This window comes from Rhodoferax sp. RT5P35 (genome assembly GCF_056521385.1).
This window is the reverse complement of sequence record NZ_JBWMAX010000006.1, coordinates 114,692-135,674: the sequence shown is the minus strand read 5'-3', so window position 1 is coordinate 135,674 and position 20,983 is coordinate 114,692. Positions and strand designations below refer to the sequence as shown.

Genomic DNA, 20,983 nt, shown 5'->3' with positions numbered 1-20,983 from the left:
AGCGCATATTCCACATGCGCTGGTAGCTATGATTTAAGTAGCGGCGTGGTGCTTGCGCCGCAAATGCTTGCGCAGCCACAGCAGCAGATCGTCCACATAGGTGAACACCACAGGAATCACCAGCAGGCTCAGCATCGTAGATGTCAACAGGCCGCCGATCACCACGATGGCCATCGGTCCGCGGAAGCTGGAATCGGTGCCCCAGCCCAGCGCGATCGGCAGCATGCCGGCCACCATGGCAATGGTCGTCATCAGGATCGGCTGGGCCCGCTTGTGGCAGGCATCCACCAACGCCTCGTAGCGGCCCATGCCCTGCTGGTGGTAGGCCACCACGGCGTATTCGACCAGCAGGATCGAATTTTTGGTGACGATGCCCATCAGCATCAGCAGGCCGATCACCGACGACATCGAAAAGCCGCTGCCGGTGATCAGCAGCGCCATCAGTGCGCCGCCGATCGACAAGGGCAAGGCAGCCAGAATCGTGGCCGGCTGCATGAAGTCGTGGAACAGCAGTACCAGCACCGCGTAGATACACAGAATGCCGACCAGCATCGCGCCGCCAAAGCTGGTGAAAAGCTCGGCCATGCGCTGCGCGTCGCCGGTGGCGATCTGCTGAACACCGCTGGGCAGGTTCTTGATGCTGGGCAGGGCCTGCACCATCTTGTTGACATCGCCGGTGCTCAGCTTGCCCAGCTCGATGCTCAGCGTGACATTGCGCATGCGGTCCAGCCGGGCCACCTGCGACGGGCCGCCGCCCAGCGACAGATCGGCCACCGCGGCCAGCGGCACGGCCGCCGTGCGGCCGTCCACCCGCAGCTGGCCGATGGCTTCCAGGTTGGAGCGCACGCTGTCGTCAAAGCGCACGCGGATGGCGATCTGCCGCTGCGGCAGGTTGAACTTGGCCAGATTCGTGGCGTAGTCGCCGTAGGTGGCGATGCGCACCACGCTGGCCAGCGCGTCAGTGGTCACACCCTGTTCGGCCATGCGCACCGGGTCGGGCCGCACATGGATTTCCGGGCGCTGCAGGCTGGAGCTGTCGGTGATGTTGCCGATGCCCTGCAGGGTGCGCAGGTCTTTGATGACCGCGGCGGTGGCCTGGTTCAACGCCACCGCGTCGTCGCTGGCCAGCGTGATGTCCAGCGACTGGCCGTTGCCCATGCCCATCACGCCGACACGGGTGCCGGGCAGTGCGCGCAGCGCCTGGCGGATGGCGTTTTCCATGTCCGACTGGGAGCGTGCGCGGCTGGTGCGCGGCGTCAGGCTGACGGTCAGCGCGGCCTCGTTGACGGTGCTGCTGCTGGCATCGCTGGTGGTGTCGCCGATGACGGTGAAGACCTGCGTCACCTCGGGCATTTTGGCGATCAGCGCCTGGGCCTGTACGGCGGCGGCGCGGGTCTGGTCCAGCGTGCTGCCGGGCGGCAGCTTCAGCGAAATCGTCGTCTGCGCGTTGTCGGACGCGGAGATGAACGAGGTCGACAGCAGCGGCACCAGGCTGATCGAGCCGATGAAGAACAAGCCGGCCATCACGATGGTGCTGAGCCGGTGCGTCTGGCACCAGTGCACCATGGCCAGGTAACGGCGCATCAGCGGGCCGTCTTTTTCTTCGTGCGCCGGGCTGGGCTTGAGGATGTAGGCGGCCATCATCGGCGTCAGCAGCCGGGCCACCAGCAGAGACGCCAGCACCGCCACCGAGCAGGTGATACCGAACTGGCGGAAGAACTTGCCCGGTATGCCGCTCATGAAGGCCGTGGGCAGGAACACCGCCACCAGCGTGAAGGTGGTGGCGATGACGGCCAGGCCGATCTCGTCTGCGGCTTCCATGGCTGCCTGCTTCGGTGTCTTGCCCATGCGCAGGTGGCGCACGATGTTCTCCACCTCGACGATGGCATCGTCCACCAGCACCCCCACCACCAGCGACAGGCTCAGCAGCGTGATCAGATTCAGCGAATAGCCCAGCAAATGCATCACGATGAAGGTCGGGATGATGGACAGCGGCAGCGCCACGGCAGACACAAACGTGGCCCGCCAGTCGCGCAAAAATAGCCACACCACAATGATCGCCAGCACCGCACCTTCGTACAGCAGGTGCATGGAGCCGTCGTAGTTATCCTGGGTAGGGCTGACGGTTTCGATCACTTCGGTGAGCTGTACCTGCGGATGGTTGGCGCTGAAGGTTTTGGCTGCTTCCCGTACCGCAGCCGCCACCGATACTTCGCTGCTGCCGATCTGGCGCAGCACCTGGAAGCCGACCACCGGCTTGCCGTTCAACGCGGCAAAGGCAAAGCGTTCCTCCGCGGTGTCACTGACGGTGGCAATCTGGTCCAGCCGCACGCTGGTGGAGGTCGGTGTGCCATTGGCGGTGGTGACCGGAATCGCCAGCGCCGCCAGCTGCTCGGGCTGGTCCAGTCGGCCCAGCGTGCGCACCGACTGGTTGCTGCCACCCAAGGTGCCGCGCCCGCCCGAGGCATCGGTCTGCACCGCCTTGATCTGGCTGGACACGCTGCCCGCAGTCACCCCCAGGCCAGCCATGCGTGCGGCATCCAGCGTCACATGCATCTCGCGTTCCAGCCCACCGATGCGGGTGACGCCGCCCACGCCTTTGACCGACAGCAAAGCCTTGCTGATGTCGTTGTCGACAAACCAGGACAGGTCGGACTCGCTCAGGTGCGCGCCCGCCACGGTGTACGTCAGCAGCGCGCCATTGGAGCGGGTGAGCTTGGAGACTACCGGCGCGGCCATCTCGGTAGGCAGGTCGGCACGGGCACTGTCTACGGCATTGCGCACCTCGTTGAGTGCGACCTCGCTGTCTTTGTCGATGTCGAAGCTAACGCTGATGCTGGCAGCGCCGTCGGTGATGGTGGTGGCGACGTGGTCGACCCCGGCAATCGACGCCAGCTTGTCCTCGATCTTGCGCGCCACCTCGGTTTCCAGCTGCGCCGGTGCAGCGCCTTCCAGCGATGCCGAGACCACGATGGTCGGTAAATCGAGGTCCGGAAAGTTCTGGATGCCTAGCTTGTGCAGGCCAAACAGCCCGGCCCCGGTGAGGATGATGAACAGCAGGATTGCCGGAACCGGATTGCGTATCGACCAGCTCGAAACATTCATGGCTTGGCCTCTGCGGTATTGGCCGTGGGTGCATTGGTCCACTGCACCGGGTCACCGTCTTTCAGGAAGGCACCGCTGCTGAGCACCAGCTGGGCCTGCGCACCGATGCCGCTGGTGATTTCCACCCGGTCACCGACGCGGCGCCCGGTCTGCACCTGGCGCTGGGCGACCTTGCTGGTACCGTCTTTCTCAAAAACGTAGCTATTGCCGTCACGCAGCACCACGGTGCTGGTGGGCACGGTGAGGGCGGGTGCCTGGCCGGTATCGATCTCGCCGCGCACATACATGCCGGCGCTGGCAGCGCTGCCCACGGGCACATCCACATAGGCCAGGCCATTGCGGGTGCCGGCGTCCAGCGTCGGGCCCACCAGGCGCAGGTGGCCTGCCACCTGGCTGCCGTCAGGCAGGGTGATCTTGGCAGTCTGGCCGGGTCTCAAAGCGCTGATCTGCTGTCCGGTAACCTCGGCGCGCCACTCCACGCGGCGCTGGCGCACCAGCTGGAACAGTTCGGTACCCGAGGCCACCACATTGCCCAGCGTAGCGCTGCGGCTGGAGATGATGCCGTCGTCCACCGCCAGGATGCGCGTGTGGCCCAGTTTGATACGCTGGCTGTCCAGTGTGGCCAGGGCGGCATCCAGGGTGGCCTGGGCGGTTTGTTCGGCAATCAGGTAGGAAGTGACCTGCTGGTCCGACAGAGCGCCGCTGTCTTTCACCGCCCGGCTGCGGTCGGCTTCGGCCTTGGCCTGCGCCAGCTTGGCGCGGGCCTGGGCCACCGTGGCCTGCTGTGAGCGCAGATCGGCCTGCACGCTGTCGTCGTTCAGGCGGGCCAGCAACTGGCCGCGCTTGACCACGCTGCCGACGTCCACCAACACTTCAGCCAGGCGCAGCCCGGCTTCTTCGCTGGCGATGCTGGCGGTCTGCCAGGCAAACAGCCCGCCAGACAATTGCAGGCTGCGGCCCCAGGTGGCTTGCTGCGGCGTGACGGCGCTGACGGTCAGGCCGGCATTGGCGGCCGGGGCCACAGTCGCAGCGGGTGCGGCGCGCGACTTGACTACCCACACGCCACCCACAACGACCAACAGCACGGCGGCTGCAATCAAGCTGATCTTTGCTAATTTCACTTCACTTCTCCAACAGATACCGACCAGCCGCCGCCGACGGCTTTGTACAAGGCAATGCCGTACAGCAGCTGGTCGCGCTGCACGGTGATCAGGGTTTGCTCGGCGGCAATCGCGTTGCGCCGGGCGACTTCAAGGTTCAGCAGGCTGTCGCCGCCGGCGCGCCAGTTGGTTTCCACGGCGTTGGCGTAGCTGCGGTAGCCCTCGGCGCTGCGGCGTACATCGGCGGTGCGGCGCTCGGCGCTGTCTTGCTGCACCAGGTTTTGCTCAACCTCCTGCACCGCCGTGCGCACAGATTGCTGGTAGGTAGCCAGCGCCAGGTCATAGGCTGCCTGGGCGCTGTCTACTGCGGCGCGTTTGCTGCCGCCATCGAGCAGCGGCAGCGACAGGCTGGGGCCGAAAGACCAGGGCGTCGTATTTACCCCTGCGGTGCGGCTGCGTGACAGCGAACCTGTCAGCGACAGGCGCGGATAGCGGTCGGCCTCAGCCACGCCGATCTGGGCGCTGGCGGCGGCCAGCGCGCGCTCTGCCGAAACCAGATCGGGCCTTTGGCTCAGCATGTCGACCGGCAGGGTCTGCACCGCCAGACTGTCGGGCAGCGGCAACCGGGCAGGCTGCGCATCCAGCTGCTGGCGCAGCGCAGGCTCAGCCAGCCCGGTCAGCGCCACCAGGGCCTTGAGGGTGACATCGCACTCGGCCTGCTGGGCAATCGCGCTGGCCGAGGCGCTGGCGGCACTGGCATCGGCCAGGTCGGCATCGGCCCGCGCCGTCATACCGGCCTGCAGAGAGCGCTGGGTGATGCGCGCCGTGGCCTGGTTGGAGAGGGCACTCATTTGGGTCGTCTGCAGCGTCAGCTGGCAAGCACGGTAGGTTACGTAATCGGTAGCCACTTCGGCGGCCAGGGTGACGCGCGCTTCGTGCCAGTCGGCCTGGCGGGCTTGCAGCAGTGCGTCGGCCGACTCGGCGGAGCGGCGCACACTGCCGAACAGGTCAATCTCCCAACTGGCATCCAGCCCACCGGTCACGCTGGTCTGCGCGGACCCAAGGGTGTTGCTGCGGGTGGCCGATGCCGCGCCGGTCACCGCAGGCAGTCCCGATGCCCGCGCCGTGCTGGCGCTGGCGCGGGCCGAGGCGATGTTGGCACTGGCTTTTTGCAATGACGGGTTGCGGGTCTCTGCGGCCTGTAGCAGGGCGGTCAAAGCCGGGTCGTTGAGCCGTTGCCACCAGGCCAGCAACTGGCCCGGGTTACCGCCATGCGGCAATACAGCCTGCCATTGGCCAGGCACGGCTAGCTGTTGCGATGCAGGGGGCTGGTAGGTGGGGCCCACGGAGGCGCAGGCCGTCAAACCTGCGCAGCACAGCAGCAGGGCGGGGCGGTAGTGCAAAAGCGGCACGAAAAGCATAGGCAGGCGGAATGTTGTGAGGGCCTACGCTGCGCCTTCTGTGTCGCCCGCTGGCACACCGAGGGTGTTGTGCAAGCCCGGGTTGTTAAAAACGGTAATTGGCAAACACGCCAAAGCTGGTGGGTGATTTTTTTTCGGTGATCGGGCTGTCGGCGGCATCGCCACGCAGGCTGCTGGCGGTGAAACGTGCGCCCAGGCCCCATTGTTGGGTCAGCTGGTAGTGGGCTCCCAGGTTGAGGCTGACCGTATTGAGGCCGGCCTTGGCTGTGTAGCGGGCCAGCCCGGAACGGGCGCTTTGGGCGGCATCCACCCCAAAAAAGGTCTGTGTGTACTTGCTGTCTGCCCAGGTCAGGCTGGGGCCTGCCGTGAGCATCAGCTTCGGCATGGGGCTGTAACGGCCTTCCAGGTCCATGGAGATGCGTGTGCCCTGGTTTTTGCCGCCGATATCGGTGATGACATTGCCGCCCACTTTCCACCATGCGTCGCTGTAGCTGGCAAACATGCTAGCCAATGCTGTCCCGTCGATGTCGCCCAGGCCTGCCAGGCGCGCGGAGTCGGACTCCTTGCGCGGCTTGTCCAGGTTGGCCCCCAGGCCCACGCCCAGCCGCCAGTGGGCATCTTGCACCAGGTAGGCACCCACACCGGCCGGAACACCCGCACCGGGTACACCACCGATGAAGTAGCGGCCGTAGTTGGCGCTCAATATGGGCAGCACCGAGGTTTTGCTTTCACCGCTGCCAGGGTATTTAGGCTGGCTGATGAGCCCTAAACCGGCAGAGAACTTCCAGCTGTCGGGTGTGTTGCCGGTGTCTGGTACGTCCTGGGCCAGGGCGCTGGTACAGCTGGCTGCCCAGACGGTGGAGGCGGCCAGAAAGGCGGTATGGCGGAGGAACAAGGCAATGCGCATGGGGTTTTCTTTCAAACAGTGGTGCTGGAAGGGGTGGTAGGGGAAAGTGTGTAGCTGGTTTCCAGCCGAAACAGGGTGCCTGTGGGGGTGTCGCACAGGCGGAGTTGCCAGCCATGGGCGAGGGCAATCTCCTGGCAGATCGACAGGCCCAGGCCCGCGCCTTGCGGCACGGCTGCACCCGGGCTTGGGCCGCGCCAGAAGCGCTCGAACAGGTGGGGCCGGTGTTCGGCGGCGATGCCCGGGCCTTCGTCGCGCACGCTCAGGCCCGTGCTGTAGACGGACAGCGTGACTACATCCCCGGCGGCCGAGTGGTGGATGGCGTTTTCCAGCAGGTTTTTCAGCAGCGTAAACAGTGCGCTTTTATCGCCCTGCCAATGCACGGCTTGCTCCGGGAGCTGCAGGTCCAGTTGCACCTGGCGGTGGTCGGCCATGCGCGACAGAAAGCCCACGGTTTCTACGGCTACCTCCACGGCGTCCATGGTGCCGATCTGGTAGTTGTGGGCCTCGCTGACTTCGGCCAGATGCAGCAGCTGGTGGACTTGCCGGGCCATCACGTCGATGTCCATCAGCAGGGTCTCGCGGTCAGCCACACCGTCGAGTTCGATCTGGCCGCGCATCAGGGTCAGCGGGGTTTTCAGCTCATGGGCGGCGGCACCCAGGAATTGCTGCTGCACCCGAAAACCCTGTTCCAGCCGCTCCAGTGCCTGGTTGAAGGCGTTGATCAGCGGCACCAGCTCGGTCGGCACATGGGTGATGGGCAAGCGGGCCGACAGATTGCGTGGATCAATGTGCGCTGCGGCCTCGGAGGTTTCACGCAGGGGACGCAGCAGGCTTTTCAGCGCCAGCAGCATCAATCCGATCAACACGGGTATGGACACCAGCAGCGTCAGCACCAGGCTGCCGCCCACCGGCTTGCGGGCCGTCAGCTGGACCAGTTCGATGATGCGTTGGCTGGCAACAGCTTGCAGGTAGTAGCGTTGGCCAGGCGGCGTGTCGGGCACCAGCACTGTAGCCAGTTGCACTGCCGCGCCGTTGACTTGCAGATCGATGGTGCCGACCTCGGGCTGCCGGTGGAAATCGACCGGCAGCAGCTGCTCGTGGGGGTAGACCCGCAGCACCACCAGGCCTTGTTCGTCCACCACGCGGAATTCGACATCGCGCGGAAATGCGTTGTACAGCCACTGGAGTTCTGGCGGCTGCTCGATGCTGCTGGGCGTGCCGTGGGTATCGCGCAGCAAATGGCTGGCGGTGCGGGATGCGATGTCTTGCAGCATGCGGTGGCGCGCCGTTAAGTCGTCCTGCCAAACAAATACCAGCATGAACAGCCCGCTGATTACGGCTGCCACAATCACCACGCCGACCACGTAGGCTGCCAGCAAGCGCCCGCGCAGGCTGCGAAACCAGCTACACCTCGACCAGTGCATAGCCATGCCCCCGCGTATTAACGATGCGCACCGCCGAGCCAATCGCCAGCAGTTTGCGGCGTAGCCGGTGCAGGGCTACGTCCAGCGCGTTTGGGGTGACGGCTTCGGACAACCCCCAGGCGGCCAGCTCCAGGGTCGAGCGGCGTGCCGTTTTGCCGCCGACACGCAGCAGGCTCAGCATGATCTGCATCTCGGCCGGGGCCAGGGTGATGACTTCGTGCGCGCATACCAGCATGCCGCCATCGGGTCGCACCAGAATGTCGCCAAAGCTGTGGATGGCATCCAGCCGCTGGCTGGGGCGGCGCGTGAGTGCGCGGACACGGGCTACCAGCTCTTCCATCGCAAACGGTTTGGTCAGATAGTCGTCTGCGCCGGACTCCAGGCCATCTACGCGGTCGTGCAAAGCGTCGCGGGCGGTCAGCATCAGGCAGGGGGTGGACTGCTTGGCTGCGCGCAGCCGCCGCACCAGGTCCATGCCATCGCCGTCCGGCAGGCCCCGGTCGATTACGGCCACCTCGTAGTCGCCGTCGCGCAGGGACGGCCAGGCAGATTCGATGCGCGGAAAAGCATCGACCAGTATGCCGACGTTGGCCAGGGCCTTGCACACCAGCAGGGCCAGGCGTTCATGGTCTTCCACGAGTGCGATACGGGCCATGGTGTCAGGCCGAGCGGTGGGTAAGACGCGGGCTGGAGCGAAAGATGAAGTGCATGCACGGTATTGTGCGCAGGCCTCTCTTACTGCCGACTTTCCCGGACGGAATTTTCACCGCTGGTGACAACAGCCCGCATGGCCTGGACGCGCTAGTGCGTCATATCAGGTCGTTTGCGCGCACAAACAGATGAGTTGCCGCAGCCACTGGTGGGTGGGGTCGCTGTCCAGGTGCCGGGGCCAGGACATCACCTCAACCACGGGCGGCATCTCGAACGGGGTGTTGACCAGGCGCAGCGGGTAGATGCGCGAGAAGTATTCGGCCTGTTTGCGGTGCAGCGTGGCAATGCGGTTGGTGCCCAGCACCACCAGGGGCAGCACGCTGAAGTTGTCTACGCTCAGCTCTATGCGGCGCTGCTTGCCGTAGCTGGGCAGAAACCATTCCTCAAACGCCAGACTGCGCTCATCGCCCAGGTGGGTGGTGACGTGGCCCATGGCCATATAGGCATCAAACGTTAGGGAGGTGCCAACTTGGCTGTTATCCGTCCAGACCATGCACACCTGGGTGTCCTGGAAGAGTTCGACCTGGGGCGTGGCAAAGCGCGCCATGTACTGCTGGGGCATGACCAGCAGGTCGATATTGCCCCGGTCGAAGGACTCAAACACATCTGGCAGCGGGCTGCGCAGGTCGATCACGATCCCGGGTGCCTGCTCCGCGGCGCGGCGCACCACCTCGGCCATCAGCACGGTAGTGACGTAATCAGAGGCGGCAATCAGGAAGCGCCGTTCTGCCGTTGCCGGGTCGAAATCGGGCTTGCGCGCAATCGTGGTGCGGGCCAGCAGCAGGGTGTCGCGCACCGGCTCCACCAGGCTTTCGGCCAGCGGGGTCAGTACCAGCTTGCGACCTACCTGCACCAGTAGTTCGTCGCCAAAGTGTTCGCGCAGCCGCGCCAGGCTGCCGCTGGCGGCCGACTGCCCGATGTGCAGGCGCAGCGAGGCACGGGTCACATTTTTTTCTTCCAGCAGGGCATCCAACACCACCAGCAGGTTCAGGTCAAAGCGGTCCAGGCGCATTTTTCAAGTGCCAAGGGTTTGCCCTTGGTATTGGTGGAAACGATGGAAATCATCGCAACAAACTGTTTTTCTAACAAGCGGGTCTTCACTATCTTCGGCTCCTGTTCAGGGTCATACGGGTCTGCCAAGCGGTACTCCTCTGCACCCATGGGCAGACACCCACAAATAAAAACTGGAGACAACAATGCGCAAAGAAAACCGTTGGGGCCACGCAATGGCCGCCGCCCTGGCCACTATGGCCAGTACCGCTACCCTGGCCCAGGTACAGCTGTATGGCACCGTGGATGCCGCCGTGGGGCGTATTGCCACCCAGGCTCCCGGCCCGGCCAGCACCCCTATCACCAGTGTGAACGGCGTGCACAGCGGTGGCTTGCAAACCAGCTACTTTGGCCTGCGCGGCACCGAAGACCTGGGCGGCGGGCTGAGCGCCAAATTTCTGCTGGAAAGCTTTTTCCGAACCGACACCGGTGTCACCGGCCGCTTCGACGGCAACCCCAGCTCGGTGGGCGATCTGATGTGGTCCCGCCAAGCCTTCGTCGGCCTGGCTGGGGGCTTTGGCGAGATACGGCTGGGCAACAACGACAACCCGATGTGGGTGACGATGCTGCTGACCAATGCCATGGGCACCAATTCCACCTTCTCGCCAGCGTTCCGGCAGCTGTACAACGGCAGCACGCGCGGTGTGTCCGAGGTCGATACGGCGATGGTCAGCTCGGTGCGCTACATCTCGCCCCTGGTCGCCGGTTTCGAATTCAGCGCGGTGGTGTCCGCCGACGAAGGCCGTGGCTCTTCTAACTACGCGGCCCACCTGGTCTACAAGAACGGACCCTTGCTGGTCAGCGCGGCCACGCAGCATGTCGGCCATGCGGCACCGCCCGCTTCGACCACGCTGCTGGTCGCTCCGTTTGCGCCGCTCAACACCAACCGCGACCAGAGTATGAACATGCTGGGCGCGGCCTACAGCATCGGCCCGGTGCGCTTGTTCGGCCAGTACACCCAGGTCAAGAACGCCCGCACCGGTACCACCGACAAGATTCCTGACCTGGGTGTGTCTGCCCGGCTGGGTAACGGCGACTTGCAGGTCGCGTTCGGCCAGGACAAGACCAGCGGCACCACGGTGGCCAAGCGCACCACCAGCTCGGTGGGCTACGTCTACAACCTGTCGAAGCGCACCGACCTCTACACCTTCGCCATGGCCGACAAGGTCAGCGTGGGCACCGCCAACAGCTATGTGGCCGGCATCCGCCACCGCTTTTAGGAGTTTCGCCATGAGAACCCCTGATACCTTGGGCGGCAAAGCCGTCCTGACCCTGGCCCATGTGGTGGGCATGATCGACATGGTGGCGCTGCCCGTGTGGGTTGGCGCGCTGATGCAGCACTACCAGTACAGCGCGCCCCAGGCCGGGGTCACGGTCACCGTGTTCCTGCTGGGTGTGGTGCTGGCCAGCGTGTTCTTTGCGCCGCGCTTCAACCGCGTGCCGCGCAAGGCGGCTGCCACGGCGGGCTTTGCACTGGCGGCGGGGGCCTTCTTCTTCGCCAGCCAGCAGCCGGTGGCCGCCAGCAGCTTCCAGGCCCTGGCATTGCTGCACGCCGTGGCGGGGCTGGGCGTTGGCTGTGCACTCACCTTTACCCACGGCAGCATCGGCCGTAGTGCCAACCCGCACCGCATGTTCGCCGTGGTCAACATCCTGCTGGGCTGCTTTGCCGTGCTTTTTCTGGGCGGCATGCCGCAATTGATCCAGCGCCTGGACGCCTCCATCTTGTTCTCGGTGATCGCCTGGCTGATGGGGTTGACGGCGGTGGTGATGGCGCTGGCCTTCCCCACCATTCCGGATACGGCGCGTGTGCTGGGCACGGCGGTGCCGCTGGCGGGCCTGCGCATGCCGGGCGTGTCGTGGTTCATCATCGGTGTGGTGGTTTGCCTGACGTTGAACCAGTCGATGGTGTTCGCATTTCTGGAGCGCATCGGGGCTGAACGGGGCTTTGGCGTCGAACGCGTCAACGGCGTGCTGATTGCGCTCGGCCTGGTCAACCTGACTCCTGGTGTGCTGGCTGCGCTGCTGCAGAAAAAGTGGTCGCCGGTGGCAGTGGGTATGGGCGGTCCGGTGGGGCAGGCGGTGCTGGCCCTCACCATGACCAGCGCAGCGACCTTCATGCCCTATGCCATCGCCGCCAGCCTGTATGTGTTCATGGTGATCTTCACGCACAACTTCCTGTTCGGCCTGCTGTCGCGGCTGGACCCGAGTGGCCGGGCGGCAGCGGCCACCCCGGCCATGATGATGGTGGGCTCGTGCATCGGCCCGGCGCTGGGCGGTGCCATCGTGCAGGGCCTGGGCTACCCCGGCCTGGGCTGGGCGGCCTGTGTGGTGGCCACCGTGGCCGTAGTGGGCATGTTGCAGGTGCGCCGCCATTTGCCTGCGGCCTCGGCCCAGGCCGAGCAAGCGGCAGGCATCCGGGCGGCACACGTTTGAGGTGGACGGCATGCTGACACTTTACGGTTCCACCGCCTCCCGTGCCCACCGCGTGCTGTGGATGCTCAAGGAGTTGGGGCAGCCCTTCGAGCACGTGCAAACCCCTTTCATGGACGGCAGCACGCACACGCCCGCTTTTCTGGCTATCAACCCCAATGGCCGCGTACCGGCGCTGGTCGATGGCGACTTGCTGCTCTGCGAATCGCTGTCCATCAACCTCTACCTGGCCCGCAAATACGGCGGGCCGCTGGCCCCCGAGGGTCTGCGCGAAGAAACCCTGGCCACGCAGTGGAGCTTCTGGGTCACCACCGAGGTGGAAAAGCCGCTGCTCTTCGCCTCGGCCAACCGCGCGCTGTTTGCAGAAGGTGCACGCGACGAGGAACAGGCGCAGATGGCGATTGCCAAGCTGGCCCGGCCTTTCAAGGTGCTGAACGCGCAGCTGGCGCAGCAGCCCTATCTGCTGGGTGCGCGCTTCACCGTAGCCGACCTGAACGTGGCCACGGTGATGGACCTGGCACCCCAGTGCGGTATTGCGCTGGATGCCTGGCCCCACATGGCAGCCTGGCACCAGCGCTGCCTGGAAAGACCGGCGGCAGCCGACTGGAAGGACGTGAAGTTCTCCATCCCCCGGCCACCCACGCCCCTGGGCCTGTTGAAGATGTTTGTGTGAATGGAAAGAAGATGATTGAAGTACTGATGACCATAGCCGGCCAGCGCCTGCAGGCCACCAGCGGCGCAACGTTCGAGCGCCGCAACCCCTTGTCGGAGACCGTGGCCAGCCGTGCCCCCGCCGCCACGCCCGCCGATGCCCGCGCTGCCGTGGATGCTGCTGCCCAGGCCTTCCCTGCCTGGTCTGCCATGGGGCCGGGCGCGCGCCGCGCCTTGCTGATGCGCGCCGCAGAAGCCATGGAAGCCCGCGCCGAGGCCTTCGCCGATGCCATGGCGCACGAGACCGGCGCGTCCCGCCTGTGGGCCGGGTTCAATGTGCACCTGGGCGCGGGCATGCTGCTGGAGGCGGCGGCGCTAACCACCCAGGTGGGCGGCGAAGTCATTCCGTCCGACACTCCCGGCAACCTGGCCATGGGCCTGCGCGTGCCCGCGGGCGTGGTGCTTGGCATCGCGCCGTGGAACGCGCCGGTGATCCTGGGCGTGCGAGCGCTGGCCGTGCCGCTGGCCTGCGGCAACACGGTGGTGCTGAAGGGTTCTGAACTGTGCCCGGCCACCCATGCACTGATCGTCGAATCGCTGGAGGCTGCCGGCCTACCGCCCGGCGTGGTGAACTTCGTGACCAACGCCCCGGCCGATGCCGCCGCCGTGGTGGAGGCCATGGTGGCGCACCCGGCAGTGCGCCGCGTCAACTTCACCGGCTCCACCCGGGTGGGCCGCATCATCGCCGAGACCTGCGCACGCCACCTCAAGCCCGCCGTGCTGGAGCTGGGCGGCAAGGCCCCGTTGGTGGTGCTGGACGATGCCGACATCAACGCCGCCGTGGCCGCCGCCGCGTTTGGCGCATTCGCCAACTCGGGGCAAATCTGCATGTCTACCGAACGCATCATCGTGGACGAGCGCATTGCCGACGCGTTTGTGGCCCAGCTCAAAGCCAAGGCCGAGAGCCTGCCCATGGGGGACCCGCGCGACACTTCGGGCGGCCCCAAGGTGCTGGGCGCGGTGGTCGACCGGGCCACGGTGGCGCGCTGCAACGCCCTGGTGGACGACGCACTCGCCAAAGGTGCCACCCTGGTGTGTGGTGGCCGGTCGGATTCGCTCATCATGCCGGCCACGCTGCTCGACCACGTGACCCCGGCCATGCGCATCTACGCCGAGGAAAGCTTTGGCCCGGTGAAGCCGGTGGTACGGGTAGACGGTGTAGATGCCGCCGTGGCCTGCGCCAACGACAACGCCTACGGCCTGTCGGCTGCCGTGTTTGGCCGCGACATCGCCCGCGCCTGGGGCGTGGCCCAGCGCATCCAGTCGGGCATTTGCCACATCAACGGCCCCACCGTGCACGACGAGGCGCAAATGCCCTTCGGCGGCACCAAAGATTCGGGCTACGGCCGCTTTGGCGGCAAGGCCGGCATCGAGGCGTTTACCGAGCTGCGCTGGATCACGCTGCAAACCACGCCGCGCCACTACCCTTTTTAACTTGTCCAGACCGACCATGACCACTGAAACCACAGACACCCCCGGCCTCAAGTTCCCCGACCAACTGGTCTACCGCGGCTATTCCGCGCCCGTGCGCATCGAAGCCGATGTGTACGACCTGGAAGTGGAGGGTGTGATCCCGCCCGAACTCAACGGCGCCTACTACCGCAACAGTGCCGACCCCAGCTACCCGCCGCTGCTGGGCAAAGACATCTTCCTGAACGGCGACGGCATGGTCCACATGGTGCGCTTCGAGAACGGCCATGCCGACCTGAAGACCCGCTATGTGCGCACCGAAAAGTTGGCGCTGGAACGCAAGGCCCGCCGCGCGCTGTTTGGGGCCTACCGCAACCCGTTTACCGATGACCCGAGCGTCGCGGGCCAGGACAACGGCACGGCCAACACCTCGGTGCTGTGGCACCACGGCAAGCTGTACGCGCTGAAGGAATCGCAACGGCCCATGGAGCTGGACCCGCAGACGCTGGAAACCCGGGGCCTGTGGGACTTTGGCGGCAAGCTCACCAGCAAAACCTTTACCGCCCACCCCAAGCTGGACCCTCTGACCGGCGAGCTCATCGCCTTCGGCTACAACACACCGGGCCACGCCAGCCGCAACATCGAGATCTACACCATCTCGCCCGCCGGGGAGCTGGTCCGCACCGAGACCTTCGAGGCCCCGTACTGCTCCATGGTGCATGACTACCACGTGTCGCGGAACTACATCGCCTTCACCATCTGCCCCATGGTCTGCGACTGGGAGCGGGTGCAGCGCGGCGAGCCGTATTGGCATTGGGATTCGACCAAGCAGACCCAGATTGGCATCATCCCGCGCAAGGAAGGCGTGCAGGCCATCCGCTGGTACACCTGCCCGGTGGTGGCCATGCAGACCCATACCTTCAACGCCTGGGAGGAAGAAAAAACAGATGGGGAAGGCGGCACCACGTTGCACCTCGACCATTTCATCACCGGCTCCGGCTGGCTCAGCCAGTTCCCTGACATCCACAACCCCGAGGCGAAGGAGAAACCGCCGTTCGGCGAACGCTGGTCCTTCGACCTGGCCGACCCGGCGGACAGCTTCCGCATCCAGCGGCTGATCAACCACGTGGGCGAGATGCCGGTGATCGACCCGCGCTTTGCCATGCGCCGCGCCAGCCAGTTCTACTTCGGCACCAGCAACCGCGACCTCGGCCCGATGCTGCCCATGGGCCCCAAGGGCCCGCCGTTCACCTGCCTCGGGCACTACGACGAGCTGAAGAGCCAGCTGAACTTCTTCTACGCCGGCCCCGACGCCGCGCCCGAGGAACCCTGCTTCGTGCCCAAGGGCCCGAACGCGCCCGAAGGCGAAGGCTGGCTGCTGACCATGGTGGGCCGCCGCGCCGAGAACCGCACCGACCTGGTCATTCTGGATGCCGCCCACATCGAGCGCGGCCCGGTGGCGGTGGTGAAGTTTCCGTGCCGGGTGCACGAGGGCTTTCACGGCATCTGGGTCAGCGCCCAGGCGCTGGGCTGGGAGGCCTAGCATGGTCTCTAACGGTAAAAAATATAAGAAATCGGCCTCTAGCGCATATATCGCATGCGCTAGTAGCTATAAATTAAATAGCAAATGGGTTGGCACTGCCGTGCAAGCCCGGAAAGACTTTGTATGCCCAGCCTGAGCCTTGAACAAGCGCTGCACATCCTCCGCGCCGCCCTGGCGGCCTCCCAGGCCGCAGGCTACCCACCCATGGGCATCGCGGTGCTGGACGGCGCGGGCCACCTCAAAGCCTATGTCCGAGAAGACGGCGCCAGCATGTTCCGCTGCGAGATCGCCCAGGCCAAGGCCTGGGGCGCGGTGGGCATGGGCGTCTCCAGCCGGGTGCTGGGCCAGCGGGCGCAGACCAACCCCAACTTCTTTGTCTCGCTGGCCGCCACCGCCGGGGGCAAATTTTTGCCGCAAACCGGTGCAGTGCTCATCAAAGATGGCCAGGGGGCGGTGCTGGGGGCGGTGGGTGCCAGCGGCGGCACCGGCGACGAAGACGAGGCCATCTGCCTGGCGGGCATCTGCGATGCAGGCCTTTTCAGCGGTTGAAGGCGGGAGTTACCACCGATGCCCCATTCCCTGCCATGCCGCTGCGGCATCGACGTGCATGCCCATGTGATTCCGGAAAACTTTCCGCGCTACCTGGGCTCGGCGGTCCCTTCGGACTGGCCGTCCATGGTGCCCGCCCACGCCTGCCACCGCAGCGTGATGGTGTCGGGCAAGGTCTACCGCACCGTGTCCGACCACTGCTGGGACACCGGCAAACGCCTGGCCGACCTGGAAGCCATGGGCCTGGACCTGCAGGCCATCTCGCCCATGCCCGAGCTGCTGTCGTACTGGATGGCCCCGGCGGATGCCGCCCAGCTGATTGACTTTTTGAACGCGCAGATTGCCGACATGGTGAACGCCGCGTCGGGCCACATGGTCGGGTTGGGGGCGGTGCCCCTGCAAGACATGGACCTGGCCTTGCGTGCCCTGCGCCGCCTGATGGCGACCCCCGGCTTTGCGGGGGTGGAAATTGGCAGCAACGTCAACGGCGTGCCCATCGGCGACCTGCGCTTCGACCCGTTTTTTGAAGCCTGCGAAGCCCTGGGTGCCGCCGTGTTTGTGCACGCCCTGCGCCCCGCCGGCATGGACCGCCTGGTCGGGCCACCCGTGCTGCAACAGGCGCTGGCCTACCCCAGCGAGGTGGGGCTGGCCGCGGCCTCGGTCATCACCAGCAACCTGGTGGTGCGCCGCCCTGGTCTGCGCATGGCCTTCAGCCACGGCGGTGGCACGCTGGGGCTGCTGCTGCCCCGGCTGGAGCAGGCCCGCAAGGTGTTTCCGGCCCTGCAGGAGGCCATCGCCACATCGCCCACCGCACAGGCGCGCAAACTGTTTTATGACAGCCTGGTGTTCGATACACCGACCCTGCGCTACCTGGTGGACCAGTTTGGGGCCACGCAGCTGATGCTGGGCACCGACTACCCGTTCCACTTCCAGGACAGCCGACCGGTGGACAGCATGGACCTGGCCGGTTGGGATGCCGCCACCCGGCAACTGCTGCTGCAGTCGAATGCCCAGCGGTTTTTAGGGCTGCCCACCCCCATTTCTAGCCCCTGCACACAGGAAGCCCCATGACCCCCAAATCCCTGATAACCCCCGAATCCCTGATAACCCCAGAACCCCTTGTCACCAGCCTGCGCAGCGTCGCCATGGGCGTGCCCGATGTGGCCGCCGCCGAGCAGTTCTACACCCACACCTGGCACCTCCGCGTGGTGGCCCGCCAGGGCAGTAGCGTGTACCTGCGCGGCACCGGGGCCGACCACCACCTGCTGGCGCTGCACGCCAGCGCCACGCCGGTGTTGCAAAATATCACCCTGCGCGCCCGTTCGGCCCAGGCGCTGGACCAGATTGCCGCCCACGCAGTGGCGCACGGCGGTAGCCTGCTGGCCGCCCGCGCGCCGCTGCAAACCCCTGGCGGTGGCGAAGCCGTGGTGGTGCGCGACCCGCAAGGCCGCATTTTGGAATGTGTGTGGGGCGATGCGCGACATGCCGACACCGCCGACCAGCCCGATGCACCCATCCGCCTGGCCCACGCGGTGCTGAACAGCCACGACGTGGCGCTGGCCCTGCCGTTTTACGAGAACGTGCTGGGCTGCAAGCTGTCGGACCGCACCCGAATCATGGCTTTTTTGCGCATCCCGGTGCAGCCGCGTGGCGACCACCACAGCATTGCCCTGGCCGATGCCGACAACGACTGCCTGAACCACATCGCCTTTGCCATGCCCAGCCTGGAAGCCGTGATGCGCGGTGGCGGGCGCATGCAAGACGCGGGCTACGGTATCGAGTGGGGCCCTGGTCGCCACGGGCCGGGCGACAACGCCTTCAACTACTTTGTCGGCCCGGCGGGCTTCGTCATCGAGTACACGGCCGAGGTGGAGCAGGTGGACGACACCTATGTGGCGGGCGGCCCCAACGACTGGAAATGGCCCACCGGCCGGGTGGACCAGTGGGGCATTTCCGCCCCCCCATCGCCCCGGCTGAAACAGGCCCAGCGGCAAATTGCCTTTGTCACCCCTCTTTGACATTTTTTTATCCCCCCGGACGCACCGCTGTGTACGTCCCCCACTTTTTGGAGTTTGTATGAAATTAGTGAGTTTTCACCACCAGGGCAGCATCCGCCTGGGCGTGGTGGTCGCCGACGGTGTGATCGACCTGCACGCCGCCCAGCCACAGGTGCCTGCCGACCTGGGTGCCGCGCTGTGGCAAGGCGTGGATGTGCACGCCGCCGCCCAGGCCGCCATAGCCTCTGGCGCGCCACGCCTGCCGCTGGCCGACATCGCTTACGCCGCGCCCGTGCCCCGCCCCGGCAAGATCGTCTGCCTGGGCCTGAACTACTACGACCACGCCAAGGAAGGCGGGCGCGAAAAACCCGACTACCCCTGGTTCTTTTTACGCGGGGCCACGTCCTTGATTGCCCATGGCGAACCCGGCATCCGCCCCCGGGTGTCCGAGCGCTTTGACTACGAGGCCGAGCTGGCCGTGGTGATCGGCAAAAAAGCCCGGCACCTGACCCCGGCCCATGCGCTGGACTGCGTGTTCGGCTATGCCTGCTTCAACGATATGTCGGTGCGCGACTACCAAAAGAAAACCCCGCAGTGGACGATAGGTAAGAACTTTGACGGCACCGGTGCCTTTGGCCCGTTTTTACTGCCTGCCGATGCCCTACCCGCCGGTGCCGTGGGCCTGCACATCGAAAGCCGCCTGAACGGCCAGGTAATGCAAAGCGCCAACACCACCGACATGATCTGGGGCGTGGCCGAAACCCTGGTGCTGCTGACCGAATGTATGACGCTGGAGCCGGGCGATGTGGTCATCATGGGCACGCCCGCCGGGGTGGGGCAGGCCCGCACCCCGCCGGTGTGGATGCGCCACGGCGACACCATCGACGTTGAGATCGAAGGCCTGGGCGTGCTGTCCAACCCCATCCAGGACGAGGCGGCTTGAAGGTGGCACCGCTGGACGATAACGCGGCTGCAGCCGAAATCAACGCAACCTACGAAATCTACGAAATCTACGATGTGGCCATCGTCGGCTTTGGCCCCTCGGGGGCGGTGGCCGCGGCCCTGCTGGGCGCGCAAGGCCTGCGCGTTTTTGTGTGCGACAAGTCGCGCGAGGTCTACCCCCTGCCCAGGGCCTTTGCGCTGGACCACGAAATCATGCGCGTGTTCCAGCAGTTGGGCCTCGCCGACGCGGTGTTGGCCTGCGCCGAGCCGTTCACTCCGTCGGAGTTCTACGGCGTGGACGGCCAACTCATCAAGCGCTTCACCACGGTCGCGCCGCCGTACCCGCTGGGCTATGCGCCGTCACTGGTGTTCAGCCAGCCGCCGGTGGAGCGGTTATTGCGCGCGCATGTGCAGGCTTTGCCGTCGGTCGACGTGGCGCTGGAATGCGAGCTGCACCAGCTTGAGCAGGATGCCGCCGGTGCCCGCCTGTATCTGCGCCAAGCCGATGGCAGCACCCGCCAGGTGCAGGTCCGCTACGTGGTCGGCTGTGACGGTGCTTCCAGCCGGGTGCGCCAAAGCGTTGGCATCCCGCTCGAAGACCTGGGTTTTGACGAGCCCTGGCTGGTGGTGGATGTGCAGGTCAACCCGCAGGGCGCGGCCAAGCTGCCCCAGACCAGCGTGCAGTACTGCGAACCCACGCGCCCCTGCACCTACCTGATCGGCCCGCAGAACCACCGGCGTTGGGAGATAGCCCTGAACCCTGGCGAGGACCCCCAGGCCATGGCCACGCCCGAGGGCACCTGGGCCCTTTTGTCGCGCTGGATCACGCCGGACGACGGCACCCTGTGGCGCCAGGCCACCTACCGCTTCCATGCGCTGGTGGCCGAGCGCTGGCAGGTGGGGCGGGTGTTCATTGCCGGGGATGCCGCCCACCAGCAGCCACCATTTTTGGGCCAGGGCATGTGCCAGGGCATCCGCGATGCGAGCAACCTGGCCTGGAAGCTGGCCGCGGTGCTGCGCGGCGAGGCGGCCGCTGGCCTGCTGGAGAGCTATGGCGTGGAACGCAAGCTGCACGTCACCGCGCTGACCACCCGCATCAAGGCCATTGGCCAGATCATCGGCCAGCGGGATGTGGCCCTGGCCCGGCAGCGCGATGCCGAGCTGCTTGCCGCCTGCGGCGGCGTGGTGCCGTCCGTGCCCCGGCAAGATGTGCAGCCTGCGCTGCAAGCCGGGCTGCTGTCGCCCCAACCCCACGCCGCCCGGGGCACCATCGCGCCACAACCGTGGATCGTGCAGGGCACTGGCCGGGTCCGGCTGGACAGCCTGGCCGGACTTGGCTGGCGGCTGGTGCTGGCAGCCGGGGTGGCCACGGTGCCGCAGGCCTGGGCTGCCGGTATGCCGCTGCGATGCTTGCGCATCTGTGGCCTGTCCGATGCGGTGGCCGATGGTGGTGAAGAGGGCAATTGCACGACTTATGTGGAGGCCGACGGGGTATTCCAGCGCTGGTTTGCCCAATTTGGCTGCCTGGCCGTGCTGGAGCGGCCCGACCACTATGTCTACGCCGTGGCGCAAACCTACGAGGGCATTGCGGACATGTTGCGCTTGGCCGCCAGTGCCGCAGGCTACCGGTCGGTGCCAACCCATGCCGAGCTTGTTGCGGCATAGCCCTTTCCATCCATGCAG

At 66.0% G+C, this 20,983-nt stretch carries 18 protein-coding genes; 10 read left to right on the top strand and 8 right to left on the bottom strand.

What is annotated here, in order from left to right; genetic code table 11:
• Nucleotides 1–33: 33 nt before the first annotated feature.
• From AC097L_RS11250 to AC097L_RS11215, 8 genes are all read right to left on the bottom strand, one after another.
• On the bottom strand, nt 34–3,105 hold the full coding sequence (locus AC097L_RS11250) for an efflux RND transporter permease subunit (RefSeq protein WP_479586458.1): 3,072 nt from the start codon (nt 3,103–3,105) through the stop codon (nt 34–36).
• On the bottom strand, nt 3,102–4,226 hold the full coding sequence (locus tag AC097L_RS11245; protein WP_479586457.1) for an efflux RND transporter periplasmic adaptor subunit: 1,125 nt from the start codon (nt 4,224–4,226) through the stop codon (nt 3,102–3,104). Before AC097L_RS11245 ends, AC097L_RS11250 begins: the two co-directional genes overlap by 4 nt.
• The gene (locus AC097L_RS11240) at nt 4,223–5,626 is read right to left on the bottom strand and encodes an efflux transporter outer membrane subunit (RefSeq protein WP_479586456.1); all 1,404 of its coding nucleotides are present in this window, start codon (nt 5,624–5,626) and stop codon (nt 4,223–4,225) included. The genes AC097L_RS11245 and AC097L_RS11240 overlap by 4 nt, the downstream gene beginning before the upstream one ends.
• Nucleotides 5,627–5,711: 85 nt before the next feature.
• Nucleotides 5,712–6,533 (bottom strand): MipA/OmpV family protein, encoded by an 822-nt coding sequence (locus AC097L_RS11235; protein ID WP_479586455.1) that lies wholly within the window; start codon nt 6,531–6,533, stop codon nt 5,712–5,714.
• An 11-nt stretch (nt 6,534–6,544) separates the two neighbouring features.
• Nucleotides 6,545–7,963 (bottom strand): sensor histidine kinase, encoded by a 1,419-nt coding sequence (locus tag AC097L_RS11230; RefSeq protein ID WP_479586454.1) that lies wholly within the window; start codon nt 7,961–7,963, stop codon nt 6,545–6,547.
• Nucleotides 7,938–8,612, bottom strand: coding sequence for a response regulator transcription factor (locus AC097L_RS11225; protein WP_479586453.1), 675 nt, complete (start codon nt 8,610–8,612; stop codon nt 7,938–7,940). Before AC097L_RS11225 ends, AC097L_RS11230 begins: the two co-directional genes overlap by 26 nt.
• A 159-nt stretch (nt 8,613–8,771) precedes the next feature.
• Nucleotides 8,772–9,680, bottom strand: coding sequence for a LysR family transcriptional regulator (locus AC097L_RS11220; RefSeq protein ID WP_479586452.1), 909 nt, complete (start codon nt 9,678–9,680; stop codon nt 8,772–8,774).
• Nucleotides 9,656–9,808 carry a hypothetical protein gene (locus tag AC097L_RS11215; RefSeq protein ID WP_479586451.1) on the bottom strand — a complete coding sequence of 51 codons (153 nt, stop codon included), beginning with the start codon at nt 9,806–9,808 and terminating at the stop codon, nt 9,656–9,658. Before AC097L_RS11215 ends, AC097L_RS11220 begins: the two co-directional genes overlap by 25 nt.
• 56 nt (nt 9,809–9,864) lie before the next feature.
• Here AC097L_RS11215 and AC097L_RS11210 point away from each other — a divergent pair, with 56 nt between their 5' ends.
• From AC097L_RS11210 to AC097L_RS11165, 10 genes are all read left to right on the top strand, one after another.
• Nucleotides 9,865–10,938 carry a porin gene (locus AC097L_RS11210; RefSeq protein WP_479586450.1) on the top strand — a complete coding sequence of 358 codons (1,074 nt, stop codon included), beginning with the start codon at nt 9,865–9,867 and terminating at the stop codon, nt 10,936–10,938.
• Nucleotides 10,939–10,948: 10 nt separating this feature from the next.
• Nucleotides 10,949–12,151 carry an MFS transporter gene (locus tag AC097L_RS11205; RefSeq protein WP_479586449.1) on the top strand — a complete coding sequence of 401 codons (1,203 nt, stop codon included), beginning with the start codon at nt 10,949–10,951 and terminating at the stop codon, nt 12,149–12,151.
• A 10-nt stretch (nt 12,152–12,161) separates the two neighbouring features.
• Nucleotides 12,162–12,821, top strand: coding sequence for a glutathione S-transferase family protein (locus AC097L_RS11200; RefSeq protein ID WP_479586448.1), 660 nt, complete (start codon nt 12,162–12,164; stop codon nt 12,819–12,821).
• 11 nt (nt 12,822–12,832) lie between these two features.
• The gene (locus AC097L_RS11195; RefSeq protein ID WP_479586447.1) at nt 12,833–14,293 is read left to right on the top strand and encodes an aldehyde dehydrogenase; all 1,461 of its coding nucleotides are present in this window, start codon (nt 12,833–12,835) and stop codon (nt 14,291–14,293) included.
• A gap of 16 nt (nt 14,294–14,309) precedes the next feature.
• Entirely contained in the window at nt 14,310–15,812 is a 1,503-nt protein-coding gene (locus AC097L_RS11190) for a carotenoid oxygenase family protein (protein WP_479586446.1), read from the top strand.
• Nucleotides 15,813–15,935: 123 nt separating this feature from the next.
• On the top strand, nt 15,936–16,361 hold the full coding sequence (locus AC097L_RS11185; protein WP_479586445.1) for a GlcG/HbpS family heme-binding protein: 426 nt from the start codon (nt 15,936–15,938) through the stop codon (nt 16,359–16,361).
• An 18-nt stretch (nt 16,362–16,379) separates the two neighbouring features.
• Nucleotides 16,380–17,432, top strand: coding sequence for an amidohydrolase family protein (locus AC097L_RS11180; RefSeq protein WP_479586444.1), 1,053 nt, complete (start codon nt 16,380–16,382; stop codon nt 17,430–17,432).
• Nucleotides 17,429–18,379, top strand: a complete 951-nt coding sequence (locus AC097L_RS11175; RefSeq protein WP_479586443.1) for a VOC family protein — start codon at nt 17,429–17,431, stop codon at nt 18,377–18,379. The genes AC097L_RS11180 and AC097L_RS11175 overlap by 4 nt, the downstream gene beginning before the upstream one ends.
• Nucleotides 18,380–18,437: 58 nt before the next feature.
• Nucleotides 18,438–19,301, top strand: a complete 864-nt coding sequence (locus AC097L_RS11170) for a fumarylacetoacetate hydrolase family protein (RefSeq protein WP_479586442.1) — start codon at nt 18,438–18,440, stop codon at nt 19,299–19,301.
• A gap of 2 nt (nt 19,302–19,303) precedes the next feature.
• Nucleotides 19,304–20,965 carry a bifunctional 3-(3-hydroxy-phenyl)propionate/3-hydroxycinnamic acid hydroxylase gene (locus AC097L_RS11165; protein ID WP_479586712.1) on the top strand — a complete coding sequence of 554 codons (1,662 nt, stop codon included), beginning with the start codon at nt 19,304–19,306 and terminating at the stop codon, nt 20,963–20,965.
• Nucleotides 20,966–20,983: the final 18 nt, after the last annotated feature.

What these genes read in the sequence shown, in the direction of transcription:
- AC097L_RS11220 (WP_479586452.1), bottom strand. Translation starts at nt 9,680, where the DNA reads ATGCGCCTGGACCGCTTTGACCTGAACCTGCTGGTGGTGTTGGATGCC.
- AC097L_RS11190 (WP_479586446.1), top strand. Translation starts at nt 14,310, where the DNA reads ATGACCACTGAAACCACAGACACCCCCGGCCTCAAGTTCCCCGACCAA.
- AC097L_RS11240 (WP_479586456.1), bottom strand. Translation starts at nt 5,626, where the DNA reads ATGCTTTTCGTGCCGCTTTTGCACTACCGCCCCGCCCTGCTGCTGTGC.
- AC097L_RS11200 (WP_479586448.1), top strand. Translation starts at nt 12,162, where the DNA reads ATGCTGACACTTTACGGTTCCACCGCCTCCCGTGCCCACCGCGTGCTG.
- AC097L_RS11195 (WP_479586447.1), top strand. Translation starts at nt 12,833, where the DNA reads ATGATTGAAGTACTGATGACCATAGCCGGCCAGCGCCTGCAGGCCACC.
- AC097L_RS11225 (WP_479586453.1), bottom strand. Translation starts at nt 8,612, where the DNA reads ATGGCCCGTATCGCACTCGTGGAAGACCATGAACGCCTGGCCCTGCTG.
- AC097L_RS11250 (WP_479586458.1), bottom strand. Translation starts at nt 3,105, where the DNA reads ATGAATGTTTCGAGCTGGTCGATACGCAATCCGGTTCCGGCAATCCTG.
- AC097L_RS11180 (WP_479586444.1), top strand. Translation starts at nt 16,380, where the DNA reads ATGCCCCATTCCCTGCCATGCCGCTGCGGCATCGACGTGCATGCCCAT.
- AC097L_RS11170 (WP_479586442.1), top strand. Translation starts at nt 18,438, where the DNA reads ATGAAATTAGTGAGTTTTCACCACCAGGGCAGCATCCGCCTGGGCGTG.
- AC097L_RS11210 (WP_479586450.1), top strand. Translation starts at nt 9,865, where the DNA reads ATGCGCAAAGAAAACCGTTGGGGCCACGCAATGGCCGCCGCCCTGGCC.
- AC097L_RS11185 (WP_479586445.1), top strand. Translation starts at nt 15,936, where the DNA reads ATGCCCAGCCTGAGCCTTGAACAAGCGCTGCACATCCTCCGCGCCGCC.
- AC097L_RS11230 (WP_479586454.1), bottom strand. Translation starts at nt 7,963, where the DNA reads ATGGCTATGCACTGGTCGAGGTGTAGCTGGTTTCGCAGCCTGCGCGGG.
- AC097L_RS11205 (WP_479586449.1), top strand. Translation starts at nt 10,949, where the DNA reads ATGAGAACCCCTGATACCTTGGGCGGCAAAGCCGTCCTGACCCTGGCC.
- AC097L_RS11175 (WP_479586443.1), top strand. Translation starts at nt 17,429, where the DNA reads ATGACCCCCAAATCCCTGATAACCCCCGAATCCCTGATAACCCCAGAA.
- AC097L_RS11235 (WP_479586455.1), bottom strand. Translation starts at nt 6,533, where the DNA reads ATGCGCATTGCCTTGTTCCTCCGCCATACCGCCTTTCTGGCCGCCTCC.